We start from the raw sequence: 17413 nt of genomic DNA, 5'->3' as shown, positions 1-17413 counted from the left end.
TCGCTCGTGCCGCATTGTGGAGCGAATCCCGTCCGAGGGGGAGATCGTTCCGAATACCGGAGGACGGAACCGCCGGACTGACGCGCTGTTGACGGAAAATCGCGGGGGTATCCGACCAATGATTTAAGGTCGAACTCCACGCGTACCCTGTACATGCAGTATTACCAAGTCGACACGCCGGACGTTGGACTGGTCGTCAGAGCCGACGACAGGACGTACGATCTCGGGACGTCGGACACCCCTGTGGAGTCCTTCCGCGAACTCGCGAACGCCTCGCGGCTGAGCGGGACCGGCCTGACCGAGATTACCGAACGACTCACGTCATCCGCGGAGGAGCTCCCGGCGACGGGGATCGAGGACGACCTCGTCCGACCGCTCTCGCCGGACGAGGTGTGGGCCGCGGGCGTCACCTACGAGATCAGCGAGGCGGCGCGCGAGGAGGAGAGCGATAGGCCGGACGTGTACATGGACGTGTACAACTCGGACCGCCCGGAGCTCTTCTTCAAGGCGACCGCGAGCCGGACCGTCGGACCCGGTGAGCAGGTCGGCATCCGAAGCGACTCCACCTGGGACGTCCCCGAGCCGGAGCTCGGTATCGTCCTCTACCGGGGCGAGACGGTCGGGTACACCATCGGAAACGACATGAGCAGCCGGTCGATCGAGGGCGAGAACCCGCTGTTCCTGCCGCAGGCCAAGGTGTACGACCGCTGCTGTTCGCTCGGACCCGGAATCACGCCGGTCGACGCAGTGCCCGACCCGCACGACCTCACGATGAACATGACCATCACCCGCGACGGCGAGTCCCTGTACGACGACGGGACCTCGACCGCGAAGATGCACCGGACGTGCGAGGAGCTGGTCTCCTACTTCACGCGCCACAACGCGGTGCCGGAGCTCGCGGTGCTGATGACCGGGACGTCGCTCGTCCCCGAGGACGACTTCACGCTCCGCGAGGGCGACACCGTCACGATCTCGATCGACTCCCTCGGCGAGCTCGTGAACGAGGTCACGGTCGTCTAGCGCGGGGAAAACCGCCCGCATCGCCCCCGGACCGGGCCGATTCCAGAACCCGAGGACGGAAGTGACTGATAGTTAATGAAAAAGGCTATGTGGGAAAGAGCCCAGCGTTCCTCCGAGTAGAGCATGAGTGAGGTTCAGTTCGACGACGTCCGGAAGGTATACGACGGGGACATCGTGGCAGTCGAGGGGTTCAACCTGGATATCGAGGACGGGGAGTTCGTCACGATCGTCGGCCCGTCCGGGTCCGGCAAGTCCACGCTGCTCCGGCTCCTCGCCGGTCTCGAGGACATCACCGACGGGGAGATCTCCATCGGCGACAGGGTGGTGAACGACGTGCCCGCGCAGGACCGGGATGTCGCGATGGTGTTCCAGAACTACGCTCTCTACCCGCACATGAACGTCCGGAAGAACATGTCCTACGGGTTGAAGCTCACCTCGGACCTCTCGAAGGCCGAGATCAACGAGCGGGTCGAGAACGCGGCCGAGATGATGGGGATCGAGAGCCAGCTGGAGAAGAAGCCGAGCGCCCTCTCCGGCGGCCAGCAACAGCGCGTCGCGACAGGCCGCGCCATCGTCCGCGAGCCCGCCGTGTTCCTGATGGACGAGCCACTGTCGAACCTCGACGCCAAACTCCGGGCACACATGCGGACCGAACTCCAGCGCCTCCAGGACGACCTGGAGACGACGACGGTGTACGTGACCCACGATCAGGAGGAGGCGCTCACCATGAGCGACCGGGTGGTCATCCTCGACCAGGGCGAACTCCAGCAGGTGGGGACGCCCGACGAGGTGTTCAACGAGCCGGCGAACCTCTTCGTCGCGGACTTCGTCGGGAGCCCCTCGATGAACTTCTTCGACGTCCGGCTCGCCGGGAACACGCTGGAGAGCGAGGCGTTCTCCTACGACGTGAGCGGCGAGGTCGCGGACCGGATCCGGGACCGGGCGACGACCGACGACCTCGTCCTCGGCATCAGGCCCGAGCACGTGACGTTCGCCGAGCGAGGGGACGACAACGTGATCTCCGCGATCCTCGACGTCCACGAACCCGTCGGCGACGACAACTACTTCTACCTCCAGTCGAACGACGTCGAGTTCCGGATGCGCACGATGGGCGACTTCGCCTTCGCGGAGGGCGACGAGATCCTCGTCACCTTCGACGAGTCGAAGATGCACATCTTCGACCGGAACAGCGGCAACAACGTGATGACCGACACCGGCCGGACGACGTCGCGGACGCACGAACCCACGGTCCAGCAGACCTGAGGTCGGGCGGCCGGATCTTCCGGACGGTCGCCGGTGGGACGAGTCCCGCTAGCATCGACGGCGACCGACCCAGGGACGTAACGACTGTCCGCGTCCGAAGTGGAGTCCCGTTTCCCCCGCGATACTCCTCCGAATGTCCTCGGTTCCCGACGTGGTCGGTTCGCAACGTGGCCCGATTAGCTCTCGATCCGTCTCCGATGAACGGAACGGTAGCACCGGAATGCTCCGTCCGTCTATGGGGAACATTTATTATTTACCACTCGTGACCACACTGTGATGCTATCGAATAGCAATGATTGTGGGCAGGATAGTGACAGCTCCCAGTCGGGGGGGCAGGGAGGTCGAACCGGCTCGAAGCGGCGCCGGTTCATCGAAGGGGTCGGCGTAACGGGTGCGGCCGCGCTCGCCGGCTGTTTCGGAATCGGCGGCGGTGGCGGAAACGGCGGCGGCGGTGGCGGCGGTGGCGGTGGCGGCGGAAGTGGCGACATCGAACTCAGCTACTGGACGCTGTTCACCGGCGGCGACGGCGCCGTTATGAAGTCGATCATCGATAAGTTCAACGAGGAACAACCGGTCGAGGGCGTCACCATCAACCGCCAGCGGACGCCGTGGGACGAACACTACAACCGGCTGTTCACGTCGATGACCGGCGGGAACGCCCCCGACCTGGCGATCTCGCACGCGTCGTACCTCCGACGGTTCCAGGACACGCTGACGGACATCAGCGACCACATCTCCTCGGACGACTACGTCGAGACCATCTGGAACGCTTGTACGCTCGACGGGAGCCAGTACGCCGTACCGATGGACTCCCACCCGGTCGGCCTGTACTACAACCAGGACATCATGGACGAGGCGGGCGTCTCGCCGCCGTTCCAGAACTTCTCCGAGTTCGAGGAGGCGTGCAACGCCATCAAGGAGAACACGGACGCGCTACCGTTCACGCCCGACCCGTACTGGGGCGGCGGCGGCGGCTTCCGGCAGTGGTTCATGTCGGTCAAACAGCTCGGCGGGAACGTGTTCAACGACGACATGAGCGAGGCGGTGTTCGACGAGGGGCCCGGCCTGTCGGCGATGGAGTACTACGCTAGCGTCTCCGGCGAGCGCGAGTGGGACAAGGCCGACACCTCCGAGGACCGGGGGACGGTGGGGTTCGAGAACCAGGAAATCGCCATGACGGTCAACGGCACGTGGTACGTTGGCGTGATGCGCGAGGTGGACTTCAACTGGGGCTTCCAGAAGCCCCGCATCACGCCGAACGCCTCCCAGCTAGCGACGACGGCCGACAGCCACACCATCATCGTTCCGGCGAGCTCCGACGCGAGCGACGAACGGGTCCAGAAGGCGGTCGCCGCCGCGGAGTGGATCACCCAGGAGAACCCCTCGTGGGGGACGGAGGCGGGCCACCTTCCGGCGTACAACCCCATCCTGAACGGCGACGCGCTCCAGAACTCCGACCTCTGGGACAAGACGCTGAAGAAGTACACGGAGATGGCCCAGGAGGACCAGCTCGCCTACTGGCCCCAGCTCCCGAACGCCGACCTCTACGCCGCCAGCAACTGGACCTGGTTCACCGACGGCTACGCGCACAACGTCTCGCCGAAGGAGGCGGTCCAGCAGGGCGTGAAGACCTGGAACTCCAACCTGTAGCACGAACAATAAATGTCAGTCACAGAACGGGTGGACGCGATCAGACGGCTGGTGAGCTCTGAGAACCGCTCGCGGAAGGAGCTGATCGAGGGGGTCCTCTTCTCGCTCCCGTACCTCGCCATCTTCGTCGTGTTCCTGCTGTACCCGCTGGTGATGGGCGGGTACATGAGCCTCTTCGACTGGAACGCGATCACGCCGGCCGAGTCCACGTTCATCGGGCTCGAGAACTACACGACGATGTTCGCGGACCCGGCCTTCTGGAACGCGCTGGGCAACACCCTGTACTTCGTCGCGATCACCGTTCCCGGGATCGTCGTCGTCGCCCTGGGGCTCGCGCTCGGCGTCAACCGCGACATCAAGGGGAAGGGCATCCTCCGGACGGTGTTCTTCAGCCCGTACATCCTGACGGTCTCGGTTGCGTCCATCGTCTGGATCGACCTGTACTCGACGCAGTACGGCGTCATCAACCACTACCTGGGGATGGTCATGTCGAACCCGCCCCAGTGGCTCCAGTCCCGCCTGTTCGCGATGCCCGCGCTCGCGATTATGACGATGTGGTGGCTGGCCGGGTTCAGCTTCGTCATCCTGCTCTCGGCGCGCCAGAGCGTGCCGGAGTACCTCTACGAGGCGGCCCGCCTCGACGGCGCGGGCTCGTGGCGGATGTTCAGGGACGTCACCCTCCCCCAGATCCGACACGCCATCTTCTTTGTGATCATCATCAACCTCGTCTGGGGGTTCCAGGTGTTCGGACAGCCATACATCATGACGGGCGGCGGGCCGGGGAAGACGACCGAGACGCTCGTCATGTACCTGTACCAGGCCGCGTTCAACCAGCGGAGCTTCGGCTACGCCGCGGCCGTCGGCTACGTGCTGACGGGGATCCTGGTCGTCGTCTCCATCGCGAACTACTACTTCCTCGGAGGCTCCAATGACTGAATCGACACCCTCGGCGAACCGGCTCGCATCGCTCTCGATCAGCGACACCAGCGTCCGTAACGCGCTGTTGCACGTCGTCATGTACGGGGCCGCGTTCCTGTTTGTGCTCCCCTACCTCTGGATGATCTCGACGTCGCTCATGACGCGCGAGGACGCTATCGCCTCCGGGATGAACTGGATCCCGAACCCCGTCTCGGTCGGGTCCTACATGCAGCTGTTCACGGGCTCGCTGATCCTCGAGTGGACGATCAACACCATCCTCATCGCGTCGGTCACGACGCTGCTCGTGTTGCTCTGTGACTCCATGATCGCGTTCGCGTTGACGCGGCTGGACTGGCCGGGCCAGCGGTACGTCCTCGGGCTCATCATCGCGAGCTTCATGGTGCCGGGATTCGTCAACATCATCCCGCTGTACTCGCTCATCTCCGAGCTCGGGCTGATCAACAACTACCTTGCGGTCATCCTGCCGTTCGTCGCGGGACCGCTCGGCGTGTTCCTGCTGGTGCAGTTCTTCAGGGACATCCCGTACGAGCTCCAGGAGGCGGCCCAGCTCGACGGCTTCTCGACGGTGCGCATCTACACGCACGTCATCCTCCCGCTGTCGAAGTCGATCCTGTCCGCGCTCGGGCTGTTCATCTTCGTCTGGAGCTGGAACCAGTTCCTCTGGCCGCTCATCGTCCTCCAGAACGAGGCCGCCTACACCCTCCCGATCGGGATCGTCGTCCTCCGGGACACGTTCACCTACCAGCCGTCGCTGACGATGGCCTCGGCCATCCTCGCGTCGGGGCCGCTGTTCGTGGTGTTCCTGCTGCTCCAGGAGCAGCTCATCGCGGCCGTCGAGATGCAAGGGGTAACCTAGTTAACGGTCCCTTCCCTCCCTCGGCGTAATGAGGGAGGCCGACACTGAAACGGTGTACCGGGCGTTCGTCTCCGCCGTCCGCTTCTTCTACCACAACGGACCCAGGCTCATCGCCCTGAGCGCCATCTGGTTCGTCTGCTCGCTCCCCCTCGTCACCGTCGGTCCCGCGACGCTCGGCACGTACGCCGCCCTCGCGTCGCTCCGGCGGGACCACTACATCGACCGCGGCTACGTCGTGAGCGTCCTCAAGCGCCACGGCATCTCCGCGGCGCTCCTAACGGGCGTGCCGCTCGTCCTCGCGGCGATCGCGTCCCTCTACGTCCGACAGTACCTCGCGGACCCGACTACGCTCTCGCTCGCGCTCGGCGTCGTGACCACGTACGCCGCGGCCTACACCGCGCTGGTGCTCGTTCCGACGTTCGCCGGCCTCGCCACGGGCGTCGAACTGGAGCCCGCGCTCCGGGCGGCGGTCGGGTGGACCGCGCGGAACGCGACCGGGGCGGTGACGATGGCCATGGCGACCGTCGTGGTGTTCCTCGTCACCGCCCTGCTGACGATCGCGTTCGTCGTCGTGTTCGCGGGGCTCTCCTTCACGTTCCACCTCGAGACCGTGCTCGAACCCATCGAGGACGACGACGAGGACGGGGGGTCCGGCTCGGCCCCCTGGTAACTCCCTGACTTCGGCCCGCAGGTCAGTTCGACGCCACGTCCTCGATCAGCGCGGCGAGGGAGGCCACGCCGACGGGCTGGTCGCTCCCGGCGCCCGCGACCCTGAACGTGAACGCGGTCGCGCTCCCCTCCCCGAACTCCCGCGTGACCGCCGCAGCCGACCAGTTCGCGATCCAGCCCTCCACGTAGCCAACGCGTACGTCGTCCTCACGGGTGACGTCGGCGACGACGTCGTAGGGGTACAGCCCCTCGAACTCCCAGCCGGGCACCTCGTCGACGAGCGGCGCGAGCGCCTCGTCGTCCCGGTAGAACAGGCACGCGACGAGGTTCCAGCTCTCCTCCTCCGGGAGGTCGCGGTACTCGAAGAACTGCCCGTCGGCCACGTGGCCGTCCCCGTCGGGCACGACCAGGACGTCGCCGCCGTCCTCGACGTGGACGCGGGCATCGGCGTCGGGGTCGGTGAGGACGGCGACGTCGGCCGCCGCGAGCGTCGGCGCCGACGCGAACCCGGCGTCCTCCAGGGCCGCCAAGATCGACTCGGCGTCCGCGTACACCGCGATCTCGGGATCCGCATCGGGGGAGGGGACGACGGTGATCCGTTCCTCGTTCGGCGGGGCCGCCGGCAGCGACGCGGCGAGGGTGCCCGTCGTCGGTTCGTCGACCGACGGGACCTCCACCTGTATCGCGTCGCTGACGCGCGCGGTCCCGAAGCCGTCGAGCGTCACCGCGACCGACCCGGACCGCCCGAACAGTGACCACTCGAGTTCGTCGTCGATGGCGTCGGTCGTGTCGTTGCACACGACGACGTCCGCGGCGAGCGTCTCCCCCGCGCTGACGACGTGGTCCGCCACGTCGATCCGGACGAGCACGTCGTCGTTGACGCGCGCGAAGTCGTCGTGGAACGCCTTCTCCTCCCGGCGGTAGTCCAGGATCCCGTTGAACTCCCACTCGATGTCGGAGAACTCCGTGATGACGTAGCCGGCGACGCCGTCGTCGACGCGCATCCGCTCGATGACGTCCTTGATCGACCGGTACTCGCGCTCCTGCCACGCCGTCGCGAGCGCCCCCCAGTCTTCGAAGACGGCCGGAAGCGTCGTCCCCTCGAACCGCTCGTACGCGCCCGCGGGGCGCTTGATCGGGTGGTCGAAGAAGTCGTAGTCGAACCAGGGGGGCGTCCCGCCGTAGAACTCCTCGATGGCGGGGAGGTCGCACATCCCCCAGGTGCCGAACTCGGAGACGATCAGCGGGGCCTCCGCCGGGTCGGTCTCCGTCGCCGCGTAGTTCTCCTCGGGCGCCGACGTCATCGCGTCGATGTCGGCGGCCCAGGCGTCCGCCCGGTCGGGGCTCACGAAGTAGCGGTGGTAGTCGTTGACGTCGGTGGCGACGTGGGCCCACCCGGAGTTGTCGCAGACGAGGCGGGTCGGGTCCCACGCCTTCGCCTCCTCGTACAGGTCGGCGAGGTACCCCTGCTTCGCCTCGTCCTCCCACAGCGAGGTCTCCTCATCGAGCCCCTGCGGGTTGCCGATGCCCCACTCCTCGTTGTAGAGGCTCCAGACGACCACGCTCGGCCGGTTGTAGTCCCGGTCGATCAGCCCGCGGATCTGCTCGCGGACCTCGCGTTTCGACCGCTGGGTGTGCACGGTCGGGTTCGCAGGCTCCTCCCAGACGAGGATGCCGAGCCTGTCGGCCAGTTCCAGGAACTCGGGGTGGGCCGGCTTGATGTGCTTGCGCAGCAGGTTGAAGCCGAGTTCCTTCGCCGTCCGTATCTCCTCCTCGAACAGCGCGTCGTCGAACGGCCGGTACAGCGTCCCCGGGTAGTACCCCTGATCGAGCGCGCCCCGCATCGTGAACGGTTCGCCGTTGAGGAACAGTCGCCCGTTCCGCGACTCGACGCTCCGCATCCCGAAGTAGTCGCCGTGCCGGTCGAGGACGTCGCCGTCGCGGGACAGTTCGACGGTCACGTCGTACAGCGTCGGCGACTCCGGGGTCCAGTAGTCGGCGTCCGGGACGGACACCGTCGCGGTCGCCGTCCCCTTCCGGCCGTCGTCCCCGTCCTTGTTTTCGTCCCCGTCCTCGACGACCTCGACGGTCGCGTCCCCGACCGGTTCCCCGTCGTCGAGGACGGTGACCGTGGCGGTGAGGCCGTCGAGTCCATCGGACGCGGGTGTCGCGCCGTCGTCGGTCGCGTCCGTCACGTCGCCTGCCCCCGTCGTCACCCCGACATCGACGCGGGCGACGTCCGCCTCGAGGTCGGGCGTCACCCTGATGTCCTCGACGCGGGTCGGGGGTACGACCGAGAGGGTCACGTCCTGCCAGATCCCGCTGACGCGCTGGTACCACGGCGCGCCCTGTTTCCCGTGCGGGATCTCGCTGATGTCGTCGGGGTCGACGACCTCGACGACGACCACGTTCTCGCCGGCCCGCAGCGCGTCGGTGACGTCGAACGAGAACGGGAGGTACCCCCCACGGTTCGAGCCGACGCGCTCGCCGTTCACCCAGACGGTCGTCTCGTAGTCGACGGCACCGAACGTCAGCACCGCCCGGTCGCCGTCGCCGTCCTCGTGTTCGACGGTTCGGCGGTACCACGCGGTCCCGGTGTACTCGCGATAGTCGTCGCGTTCCTGCCACGCGTGGGGGACGTCGACCGTGTGGGCCTCGTCCGGCCAGCCGACGTCCGGCTCGTACCACGCCTCGTCCCTGCCGACCCCGTCGGGATCCGTCGCGAACTGCCAGGTCCCGGTTACGTCGGTCTCCGCCCGGTAGTCGGACTCCGCGCTCGCGCCGGCTTCCCCGCTCGATCGGTTGTCCATCGTATCGTGGTACGGACTTGCACGGGCGCGAGGTATAGCTACCGTTTCCGAACGACGAGTTCGCCGGCCCGGTCCGACCGTAGATTGATTACGGGCGGGGGAGTCTGGAGGACGATGACGGTGGACTTCGCCTTCATCGGCGCCGGCGGTATCGCCTCGATACACCTCGACTATCTCGCTGACCGAACGGACGCGTCGGTCGTCGGCGTCTGCGACGTCGACGAGTCGACCGCCGAGTCGGTCGCACGGGCCCACGGCGCGGAGGCGTTCACGGACCACCGCGACCTCTACGAGTCGCTCGATTTCGACGCCGTCGTCGTCGGAATCCCGCCGTTCGCACACGCGGACCAGGAGCGCCTCGCGGTCGAGCACGGCGTCGACCTCTTCGTCGAGAAGCCCCTCGCACTCGACGCCGCGACCCCCCGCGAGAACGAACGGGCGATCGCGGAGTCGGAGATACTCACCCAGGTCGGTCACATGAACCGCTACGCGGAGTCGGTCCAGCGGGCGGACGAACTGATCGGGGACCGGACGCTCTCGCTCGTCGACGGGCGGTGGTGGTGCGGCGTCCCCGACACGGCCTGGTGGCGCGTCGCGGACCGGTCCGGGGGCCAGGTGCTCGAACAGGCCACGCACACCTACGACCTCGTCCGGTACTTCGCCGGCGACATCGACGCGGTCCACGCGGTCGGGGGCCAGCGCGTGAACACCGACGTCATCGACTTCCCGGACGCGACCTCGGCGTCGATGATCCACGAGAACGGCGTCACGAGCCACGTCTCCGCGACGTCGACCGCGGTCGAGACCGACCTCACGGTCGACCTGGTCGGCGACGGGTTCCAGCTCGAACTCGACCCGCCCGCGGACCGACTCGTCGGGATGGTCGACGGGGAACCGGTCGAGTTCGAGGGGGGCGGCCGGAGGTACGAGCGGGAGATGGACGCGTTCGTCGAGGCCGTGCGGACGCGCGACGGGACGCTGCTCCGGTCGCCGTACGCGGACGCGCGGCGGACGTTCGAGACGACGCTGGCCGTCAACCGGGCGCTCGACGCCGGGGAGCCCCAGGTGGTCGAGCAGTGAGCTTCCCGCTGAGCGCGAACGCGTCGATGACGCTCGGGCACGACCGGCCGATCGAGGCGATCGAACACGCGGCGGCGCTCGGCGTCGACGCGATCGAGTTCTGGGACGTCGCGAGCGCAGACGCCGAGGCGATCCGCGCGGCCAGCGAGGAGCACGGCGTCGCGCTCTCGGCGTCGACCTGCGTCGGCGTCGCCGCGAACGCGAGCGGCAGCGGACCGGGGCTCACCGACCCCTCCGTGCACGACGAGGCCGTCGCGGACGTCGAGCGCTCTCTGGAACTGGGGGAGGCCGTCGGCGTCGACGCGCTCGTCGTCACCGTCGGCCCTGCGCGGGCGGACCTCCCGCCGGGGACCGAACACCGGGCCATCGTCAACGTACTCCGCGACGCGGCGCCCGCGGCGGAACGGGCGGGGATCGACCTCGTCCTCGAGCCGCTCAACACGCGCGTCGACCACCCTGGCTACTACCTGGAGTCGTCGTACGAGGCGTACGAGATCGTCGACGCGGTGGACAGCCCGGCCGTCTCGGTGCTGTTCGACGTGTACCACCAGCAGGTCACCGAGGGGAACGTGATCGCGAACCTCCGGGCGCACGTCGACTTCGTCGGGTACGTCCACGTCGCGGACGTACCAGGGCGACACGAGCCGGGGACCGGCGAGCTCAACTACGAGCGCGTGTTCGCGGCGCTCGACGACGTCGGGTACGAGGGGTACGTCGGGCTGGAGTACGCACCAAGCCGACCGGTCGACGAGACGGTCGAGGACGTGCTCGACATCCGTCCTGCCTGAACGGGACCCGTCGTACCGGCTAGCGGCGCTCCGACGGGTCGAACGACCACCGAATCGAGGAGAAGGGAGCAGTCGTCGACCGCCGGAAGCGGATGCGGTCGACTAACGAATCCCGGCGATTACTGCTCCGGCACGTCGACCGCGTCGGCGAGCGTCTCCAGGTGCGAGGTGAACAGCGACGCCTCCACGCCCAGCGTGACGTACTGGACCCCGGCGTCGATCCAGCGGTTGGCGATCTCCGGGGTGTCCGCGTACGCGCCGACGGCGGTGTCGGTCTCGGCGGCGCGCTCGCACACCTCCTCCATCAGCGCCTCGACCCGCTCGTGGGTCACCTGGCCGGGGATGCCGAGCGACTGCGAGAGGTCGTAGGGACCGAGGAACACCGCGTCGATCCCCTCCACGGCGAGGATCTCGTCGATGTTGTCGACGCCGCGCTTCCCCTCCACCTGCACGACGAGCAGGACGTCCTCGTTCTGCTCGTCGGTGTACGTCTCGCTCCCCCAGTAGTCGCCGGCGCGGACGTACTTGGAGAGCCCGCGGCTCCCGATGGGGTCGAACCGCGCCGCCTCGACGGCCGCCCGAGCGTCCTCGCTGGTCTCGACCTGCGGCACCTGGACGCCGGCCGACCCGATGTCGAGCGCCCGCTGGATCTCGGCCTCCTCGTTCGACCGAACGCGCACGATGGGCGCGATCCCGCGATTCTGGGCGGCCGCCGAGAGTTCGAGCGTCGTCTCCGCGGTGAGGGGACCGTGTTCCTGGTCGTAGACGACGAAGTCCATCCCAGCGATCCCGATCATCTCGGACACCATCGCCGAGTCGAGCAGTTGGAACGTTCCGACGACGGTTTCACCGTCTAGTAACCGGCGTCGAATCTCACCAGTGGGCATGACCCTACGTGCCACACCGGTGGTTAAAGAACTTGCCGTCCCGAGTTCCGGCGGCCGGTCAGTGGTCCGGGTACGTGGAGCGGTGGTTCCTTAGACGGAAGACAATAAGTTTTGCGGCCAGCGGCGCTCCGTTAGAAATACCTGGAAAGTTAGCGAAAGGACATATAATACGGATTCCATCATTTCCTTCGACGGTCGGGATAACTACAGAGTAATTCGAACGACTACTGGTGGACCCGGTCGACGAACGGCAGGAGCGAAGGAGGGGGGACGATCGAAATCTGCGCTGTGGATGCACCAACGACTTGCTCTTCGGCCTATCGTGTCCAGCGCGGTGGGGTCAGGAAGTCGCCCGAATCCGCTGACTGCGGTCGTCGAATCAGGTCGTTAAGCGTCGATCCAGTTCGACATCGTCCGATGCCAGGGGTTCGACGCGTCGAGGCGACGTACGGGCGGATCCGTTCCGACTCGGAACGAGCCTCCCGAACGAAACTCGGAGAAAAGATAATTATTTCATCATAATATCGGATCTGTTAATTCTGGCACGCGGCCACGGATGATCGTGTTCCAACCACGTTCCGGAGGAGATGGTAGCGCGGTAACTCGAGGCCGTTCGCGAGGAACCGGACGTGACGTCTCCAGCCCTCACCCGAGATCCGGCGGGGGAACGCTCACCGTTGAATCATCGATCGGGCGTACCGTCCTCGTAAGGGCCGTCCCCTCCGTCGGCGAAGCACTGGCGGGCGTGCTCGGCGTGCAGTTCGCAGTACGTGCTGACCTTCCCGAGGGAGGGGAAGATGATGTACTCCGTCGCCGGGACGTCGCACCCGTCGTGATCACACTCCCCTATCGGGTCGGGAAGCTTCGCGATCGCCTGGAGGTTCCGCGGCCAGATCATCGGCAACTCCCCGTGGTCGAGGACGCACGGGTGATCCTCGACGAAGGCGTCGAACCGACCCTCCTGGAACGCGGCCGGCTGCGCCCCGTCCTCGAACTCGACGGAGAACGCGACGTACCCGTTTCGAAGCTTCCACGCGACGACGTCGACCGGTGGGAACCCGACGCGACGGAGCCAGAGCGCGATCGCGTTCGCCTTGTTGAACCTGGTCGTTTGGCGGCCGGACCTCATATCAGACGTAGTCGTCCGCCGGGTAAGTACTCCCGCCGAGACCGGAGTGAAAGTGGTGGATTCGGTGGAAGTGAAACTCAGTCAGTCGGGCCTTGTTCAGCCCGGATTCAGGCCGTCACTCCTTGATCGTCACCGATTCGAGGACGACGTCCTCCCGCGGCTGATCGTTCCGGCCGGTCGGGACCGAGCCGATCTCCCGGACGACGTCCATGCCGTCGACGACCTTGCCGAACACCGAGTGCCGGTCGTCGAGGTGCGGCTGGGCGCCGAGCGTGATGAAGAACTGCGAGCCGTTCGTGTTCGGACCGGAGTTCGCCATCGAGAGGATCCCCTCGTCGTCGTGGCGGAGCTCGTCGTGGAACTCGTCGTCGAACTCGTACCCGGGGCCGCCGCGTCCCGTCCCGGTCGGGTCGCCGCCCTGGATCATGAAGTCCGAGATGATCCGGTGGAAGACGACGTCGTCGTACAGCGGGTCGATCCGCTTCTCTCCCGACTCGGGGTCCTCCCAGGCGCCCGTGCCGGGGCCGGGTTCGGCGGAGTCGTAGTCGTCGGCGCCCTGCGCGAGGCCGACGAAGTTCTCGACCGTGCGCGGGGCACGGTCGGCGTACAGTTCGACCGTGATGTCGCCGTGGTTCGTGTGCAACGTCGCCGTCGGCAAGTCGTCACTCATGCTCCCGACTGCGTGGGCGAACGGGAAAAGTCGTCCCATCGACCGCGGCGACGGACAGCGTGCGGTGGTCCTTCGGCGGCGGACGGCCGGGAGACGAACGTGGCGAACAGCCGGGAGACGAACGCGGCCGCGAGCAGCGTGCGAGTAGGGGGTTACAAGCCCGTCCACTCCCTCGGCCCGTCCATGGCCGAGTACACACGCGACCGCGTCACGCTGGCCCGACTCCCGTCCGGCGTCGCCGTCGAGACGACCGTCCACACCTACGGCGACGGCGACCCGGTGGTGTACGCGCAGGCCGCCCAGCACGGCCGCGAGATCAACGGGAGCGCCGCGCTCCGGCGCCTGCACGACGAGCTGGAGGGGGTGGAGTTGAACGGCACCCTCCACGCCGTCCCCGTCGCGGACCCGCTCACCTTCGACGCCGTCTCCTACACCACGCCCGAGGCGTACGACTCGGTGAACCCCAACATGAACCGCTGCTGGCCGGGCGACCCCGACGGCAGCCTCCACGAGCGCATGGCCGCCGCGCTGTGGGAGTACGCCGGCGACGCGGACCACATCGTCGACCTCCACACCGGGAGCCCGGAGATGCTCACCCATACGGTATACCTGAAGGGCGACGAGGGCTGCCGGGAGCTCGCGGAGGCGTTCGGCACGGACCTCCTGCTCGCCGAGGCCGCGGGCGAGGACGCCGACGACGAGTGGGAGAAGCGGAGCTTCGGCGGGAAGCTCCGCGTCGCCGCGACGAGGGAGGGGATCCCCTCGATCACGCCCGAACTCGCGCACAACAAGGAACTCGTCGAGGACGCCATCGACGCGGGCGTGACGGGGATGAAGCGCGTGCTCCGGCACACAGGGGTCCTCGACGACGGGGAGCCGGTGCCCGACTGGGACGGCACCCGCGCCCGGAACCACCTCGGGCGCGTGAAGGCGAGCGACTCGGGGCTGTTCCGGGCGGCAGACGGGCTGGCGATCGGCGACGAGGTCGAGGAGGGCGACTACGTCGGCGAGGTGTTCGACCCGACGACCTACGAGACGCTCCACGAGGCGCACGCTGACCGCTCCGGGATCGTGTACTCGGTCGCGCGGGAGGCGACCGTGACGGCGGGCCAGACGCTCGTGGGCGTAGCGATCCGGCTGGACTGAGCCGCCGCCCCGCACCGCAGTCCCCGTTCGATCCGTCCGATCCGAACGTCGTCCCGGCCGACCGGGAGAAGATACTTATCCCGATTGTGTGACAACCCGCGCATGGTCCCCGATCCCTCCCGCCGGGCCGTCCTCGCCGCGCTGGCGGGGCTCGCAGGCTGTACCGGAACGCAGTCAGCACCGTCACCGTCCCGGACGGAACCGAGTCCGACGCGTCCGGGAACAGCGAACGACACCGTGACGACGACTCGGGGGACGACCGACTTACCCGACCCGACCGCGACTGCCGACCCGCCGGGCGAGTCGCGGTTCGCGGACCGGCCGTGTCCGCCGATGCTCGACGGCTGCTACCATCGGGCCACCGCCGAGACGCCCGTGTTCGTCCACCCGTCGGCGGAGGAGGTCGAACTGGACGGGACGGTCGAGCTGTCGCTCGTCAATCGGAGCGACGGCTCGGTCTTCTTCGGCCCGTACTACTGGACCGTCTGGCGCGAGGACGACGACGGGTGGACGAACGTCGACCCCCGCGACGCCGTCGAGGACCTCGGTGCCGAGATCGAACCCGGTGGGACGTACACGTGGACCGTCCCCGTCGAAGTCGGGGACGGCGGTGCCGACACCGCCCATCGTGCGGCCGGCGGCGTCGACTTCGAACCGGGACTCCACTGCTTCGGGGTCCGGGACGTACCGTTGTCCGGCGACGAAGACGCGGAGAAGGGGACCCCGGGTGCGTTGTTCGAGGTCGTCTGACGACAGGGCGGTTCGACGACCTCAGGCGGCCGACACGCTCGTTTCGCGGAGTGACCGCGAGAGCAACGCAACCGTCGCTCCGCCCGCCACCAGCCCGACGATCCCCATGTACGCGAGGAAGCCGAGGTACCAGTCGACGCCGAACAGTCCCGGCGACCACGAGATGACGGCATCGAGGGACGCGCCGGCCGCCTGCGTCACGAGCGCGAGCACGAGGGCGGCCATCCAGCCGCCGAGGAGGGTCCGGCACACCTCGCGCCAGCCGCGCGCCGTGACACCCCTGGCGACGGCTCCGCCGACGACGAGGGGGACGTAGAGGAACGCGACGCCCAGCAGGACCGGGACGCGTGCCCCGTCGGGGCCGAGCCCACCGACACCGCCGACGAGCGTGAACGCGCCGACCAGCCCGAACATCGCGACCACCGCACGCTCGTGGCCGATCTGGCGACCGACCACGTACGTCGTGAGCGCGAGGAGCACGACGGCGGCGCTGGCCGCGAGGAAGAACAGGCCGTAGACGTTCGCGGTCGCGACACCGCTCATGCGTGCGTCTGTGGCGGTACCACTGATAAACTCTCGCGGCCGAATATCACCCGTTAGAACGCGCGGAGGTCCTCGAGGACGGCCGCGGCGCTCCCGTCGTCGATCGCCTCCCGGGCGACCTCGAGCCCCTCCTCCAGGTCCGCGACGTCCTCGCGGGCGTAGATGCGGAAGGCGGCGTTGAGCGCGACCGCGTCGCGCCAGTGGTCCTCCCGCTCGCCCGAGACGACCTCCTCGGCGATGCGGCCCGAGTCGGCGGCGACATCGTCCACCTCGAGGTCCGCCTCCTCGAAGTCCATCCCGTACTCGGGCGTCTCGATCTCGTAGTCCGTGAACTCCGCGCCGTCGCCGTCACCCGCGGTCCACTCGGCCACCTTGGTGTACCCCGGCCGGATGTCGTCGTACCCCTCCATCCCCTGGAACATGATGACGCGGCCGAGGTCGTGGAACTCCGACCGCTCGAAGGTGTCGACGACCTTCTTCGCGAACGCGAGGTGGTAGAACGACCCGAGGTGGACGTCCGCGTCGGCGGGGTTCGCCAGCGTCTCGATCGTGTTGAGGAACGTCCGCACGCCCATCGTGTCCCGGCGCTCCCACAGCGCGTGGACGTCGGGGTTGAACGACGGCTGGTAGTAGAAGCCGAACCCGGCCTCGTCGACCATGTCGGCCGATTCCCGGGGGTCGAGTTCGGTCGTCACGCCGAGTTCGTCGAGGACGTGCTTGTAGGCGTCCTGCTTCTGGGTCGGGACGCGGTCGCCCGAGTGGACGACGACCGGGGTGCCCGCGCCGGCCGCGACGATGCCCGCGCCGACGCCGAGGATGGCCGTCTCGCCCTTCCCGTCGTAGTTCGCGCCGCAGTCGACCGGGTCGGCGTCGGGCCTGGCGTACTCGACGCGCGAGCACATCTCGTCGACGTAGGCCGCCAGTTCCTCCGGGTTGTTGCGCTTCCAGCGGTTCGCCAGCCAGAACGCCCCGAGCGTGGTGTCGTCGGGTTCGCCGGCGAAGATGCGCCGCATCGCCTCGGTCGCCTGCTCGCGGGTCATGTCGTCGGCCGACTTCGGACCCGAGCCGCAGACCTCCGTCATGAGGCGTTTGAGGGGCCACTCCCCGAACTCCTCGGTCGCTTGTTCCATGTCGCCGGCTTGGTCCTGTCGGCGCAAAAAGGGTCCCGTTCGGTCGCGCGACCTGGACGCCCGTCCACCCGGCCGACTCCGAA

At 67.7% G+C, this 17413-nt stretch carries 16 protein-coding genes; 10 read left to right on the top strand and 6 right to left on the bottom strand.

Features of this window, described 5'->3' with window-relative positions:
* Positions 1 to 153: 153 nt before the first annotated feature.
* From HUG10_RS09705 to HUG10_RS09680, 6 genes are all read left to right on the top strand, one after another.
* Positions 154 to 1020, top strand: coding sequence for a fumarylacetoacetate hydrolase family protein (locus HUG10_RS09705; RefSeq protein ID WP_179169384.1), 867 nt, complete (start codon positions 154 to 156; stop codon positions 1018 to 1020).
* A gap of 123 nt (positions 1021 to 1143) precedes the next feature.
* On the top strand, positions 1144 to 2283 hold the full coding sequence (locus HUG10_RS09700) for an ABC transporter ATP-binding protein (protein WP_179169383.1): 1140 nt from the start codon (positions 1144 to 1146) through the stop codon (positions 2281 to 2283).
* A 276-nt stretch (positions 2284 to 2559) separates the two neighbouring features.
* Positions 2560 to 3933 (top strand): ABC transporter substrate-binding protein, encoded by a 1374-nt coding sequence (locus tag HUG10_RS09695; protein WP_179169382.1) that lies wholly within the window; start codon positions 2560 to 2562, stop codon positions 3931 to 3933.
* Between the two features lie 12 nt (positions 3934 to 3945).
* The gene (locus HUG10_RS09690; protein ID WP_179169381.1) at positions 3946 to 4869 is read left to right on the top strand and encodes a carbohydrate ABC transporter permease; all 924 of its coding nucleotides are present in this window, start codon (positions 3946 to 3948) and stop codon (positions 4867 to 4869) included.
* On the top strand, positions 4862 to 5728 hold the full coding sequence (locus HUG10_RS09685) for a carbohydrate ABC transporter permease (RefSeq protein ID WP_179169380.1): 867 nt from the start codon (positions 4862 to 4864) through the stop codon (positions 5726 to 5728). Before HUG10_RS09690 ends, HUG10_RS09685 begins: the two co-directional genes overlap by 8 nt.
* Positions 5729 to 5756: 28 nt before the next feature.
* On the top strand, positions 5757 to 6398 hold the full coding sequence (locus tag HUG10_RS09680; protein WP_179169379.1) for a hypothetical protein: 642 nt from the start codon (positions 5757 to 5759) through the stop codon (positions 6396 to 6398).
* Between the two features lie 22 nt (positions 6399 to 6420).
* On the opposite strand, the gene HUG10_RS09675 is transcribed toward HUG10_RS09680, so the two are convergent.
* Positions 6421 to 9207: a glycoside hydrolase family 2 protein gene (locus HUG10_RS09675; RefSeq protein WP_179169378.1), complete on the bottom strand. Its 2787-nt coding sequence runs from the start codon at positions 9205 to 9207 to the stop codon at positions 6421 to 6423.
* A 114-nt stretch (positions 9208 to 9321) separates the two neighbouring features.
* On the opposite strand from HUG10_RS09675, the gene HUG10_RS09670 reads away from it, so the two are divergent.
* Positions 9322 to 10287 carry a Gfo/Idh/MocA family protein gene (locus HUG10_RS09670; protein WP_179169377.1) on the top strand — a complete coding sequence of 322 codons (966 nt, stop codon included), beginning with the start codon at positions 9322 to 9324 and terminating at the stop codon, positions 10285 to 10287.
* Positions 10284 to 11075 (top strand): hydroxypyruvate isomerase family protein, encoded by a 792-nt coding sequence (locus HUG10_RS09665; protein WP_246310124.1) that lies wholly within the window; start codon positions 10284 to 10286, stop codon positions 11073 to 11075. The genes HUG10_RS09670 and HUG10_RS09665 overlap by 4 nt, the downstream gene beginning before the upstream one ends.
* A gap of 119 nt (positions 11076 to 11194) precedes the next feature.
* Here the strand turns inward: HUG10_RS09665 and HUG10_RS09660 are convergent, their stop codons facing one another.
* From HUG10_RS09660 to HUG10_RS09650, 3 genes are all read right to left on the bottom strand, one after another.
* The gene (locus HUG10_RS09660; protein ID WP_179169376.1) at positions 11195 to 11962 is read right to left on the bottom strand and encodes an HpcH/HpaI aldolase family protein; all 768 of its coding nucleotides are present in this window, start codon (positions 11960 to 11962) and stop codon (positions 11195 to 11197) included.
* A gap of 682 nt (positions 11963 to 12644) precedes the next feature.
* A complete protein-coding gene (locus tag HUG10_RS09655) occupies positions 12645 to 13091 on the bottom strand; it encodes a hypothetical protein (RefSeq protein WP_179169375.1) in 447 nt (148 codons plus the stop codon).
* Positions 13092 to 13206: 115 nt separating this feature from the next.
* Positions 13207 to 13761, bottom strand: coding sequence for a peptidylprolyl isomerase (locus tag HUG10_RS09650; RefSeq protein ID WP_179169374.1), 555 nt, complete (start codon positions 13759 to 13761; stop codon positions 13207 to 13209).
* Positions 13762 to 13944: 183 nt separating this feature from the next.
* Here HUG10_RS09650 and HUG10_RS09645 point away from each other — a divergent pair, with 183 nt between their 5' ends.
* Both HUG10_RS09645 and HUG10_RS09640 read left to right on the top strand, forming a co-directional pair.
* Complete coding sequence (locus HUG10_RS09645; protein WP_179169373.1) at positions 13945 to 14907, top strand: succinylglutamate desuccinylase/aspartoacylase family protein; 963 nt, start codon at positions 13945 to 13947, stop codon at positions 14905 to 14907.
* 102 nt (positions 14908 to 15009) lie between these two features.
* Positions 15010 to 15657 (top strand): hypothetical protein, encoded by a 648-nt coding sequence (locus tag HUG10_RS09640; RefSeq protein WP_179169372.1) that lies wholly within the window; start codon positions 15010 to 15012, stop codon positions 15655 to 15657.
* 21 nt (positions 15658 to 15678) lie between these two features.
* Here HUG10_RS09640 and HUG10_RS09635 read toward each other — a convergent pair whose 3' ends face one another.
* Both HUG10_RS09635 and HUG10_RS09630 read right to left on the bottom strand, forming a co-directional pair.
* A complete protein-coding gene (locus HUG10_RS09635; RefSeq protein ID WP_179169371.1) occupies positions 15679 to 16200 on the bottom strand; it encodes a hypothetical protein in 522 nt (173 codons plus the stop codon).
* Between the two features lie 53 nt (positions 16201 to 16253).
* Positions 16254 to 17330 carry an anthranilate phosphoribosyltransferase gene (locus HUG10_RS09630; RefSeq protein ID WP_179169370.1) on the bottom strand — a complete coding sequence of 359 codons (1077 nt, stop codon included), beginning with the start codon at positions 17328 to 17330 and terminating at the stop codon, positions 16254 to 16256.
* Positions 17331 to 17413 lie beyond the last annotated feature (83 nt).

The organism is Halorarum halophilum (assembly GCF_013401515.1).
GTDB lineage: Archaea > Halobacteriota > Halobacteria > Halobacteriales > Haloferacaceae > Halorarum > Halorarum halophilum.
Note: the sequence above shows the minus strand (reverse complement) of the source record. Positions and strands in the feature narration are given on the sequence as shown.

What these genes read in the sequence shown, in the direction of transcription:
- HUG10_RS09630 (WP_179169370.1), bottom strand. Translation starts at nt 17,330, where the DNA reads ATGGAACAAGCGACCGAGGAGTTCGGGGAGTGGCCCCTCAAACGCCTC.
- HUG10_RS09655 (WP_179169375.1), bottom strand. Translation starts at nt 13,091, where the DNA reads ATGAGGTCCGGCCGCCAAACGACCAGGTTCAACAAGGCGAACGCGATC.
- HUG10_RS09680 (WP_179169379.1), top strand. Translation starts at nt 5,757, where the DNA reads ATGAGGGAGGCCGACACTGAAACGGTGTACCGGGCGTTCGTCTCCGCC.
- HUG10_RS09635 (WP_179169371.1), bottom strand. Translation starts at nt 16,200, where the DNA reads ATGAGCGGTGTCGCGACCGCGAACGTCTACGGCCTGTTCTTCCTCGCG.
- HUG10_RS09645 (WP_179169373.1), top strand. Translation starts at nt 13,945, where the DNA reads ATGGCCGAGTACACACGCGACCGCGTCACGCTGGCCCGACTCCCGTCC.
- HUG10_RS09685 (WP_179169380.1), top strand. Translation starts at nt 4,862, where the DNA reads ATGACTGAATCGACACCCTCGGCGAACCGGCTCGCATCGCTCTCGATC.
- HUG10_RS09695 (WP_179169382.1), top strand. Translation starts at nt 2,560, where the DNA reads ATGCTATCGAATAGCAATGATTGTGGGCAGGATAGTGACAGCTCCCAG.
- HUG10_RS09640 (WP_179169372.1), top strand. Translation starts at nt 15,010, where the DNA reads ATGGTCCCCGATCCCTCCCGCCGGGCCGTCCTCGCCGCGCTGGCGGGG.
- HUG10_RS09705 (WP_179169384.1), top strand. Translation starts at nt 154, where the DNA reads ATGCAGTATTACCAAGTCGACACGCCGGACGTTGGACTGGTCGTCAGA.
- HUG10_RS09660 (WP_179169376.1), bottom strand. Translation starts at nt 11,962, where the DNA reads ATGCCCACTGGTGAGATTCGACGCCGGTTACTAGACGGTGAAACCGTC.
- HUG10_RS09675 (WP_179169378.1), bottom strand. Translation starts at nt 9,207, where the DNA reads ATGGACAACCGATCGAGCGGGGAAGCCGGCGCGAGCGCGGAGTCCGAC.
- HUG10_RS09650 (WP_179169374.1), bottom strand. Translation starts at nt 13,761, where the DNA reads ATGAGTGACGACTTGCCGACGGCGACGTTGCACACGAACCACGGCGAC.
- HUG10_RS09670 (WP_179169377.1), top strand. Translation starts at nt 9,322, where the DNA reads ATGACGGTGGACTTCGCCTTCATCGGCGCCGGCGGTATCGCCTCGATA.
- HUG10_RS09690 (WP_179169381.1), top strand. Translation starts at nt 3,946, where the DNA reads ATGTCAGTCACAGAACGGGTGGACGCGATCAGACGGCTGGTGAGCTCT.
- HUG10_RS09700 (WP_179169383.1), top strand. Translation starts at nt 1,144, where the DNA reads ATGAGTGAGGTTCAGTTCGACGACGTCCGGAAGGTATACGACGGGGAC.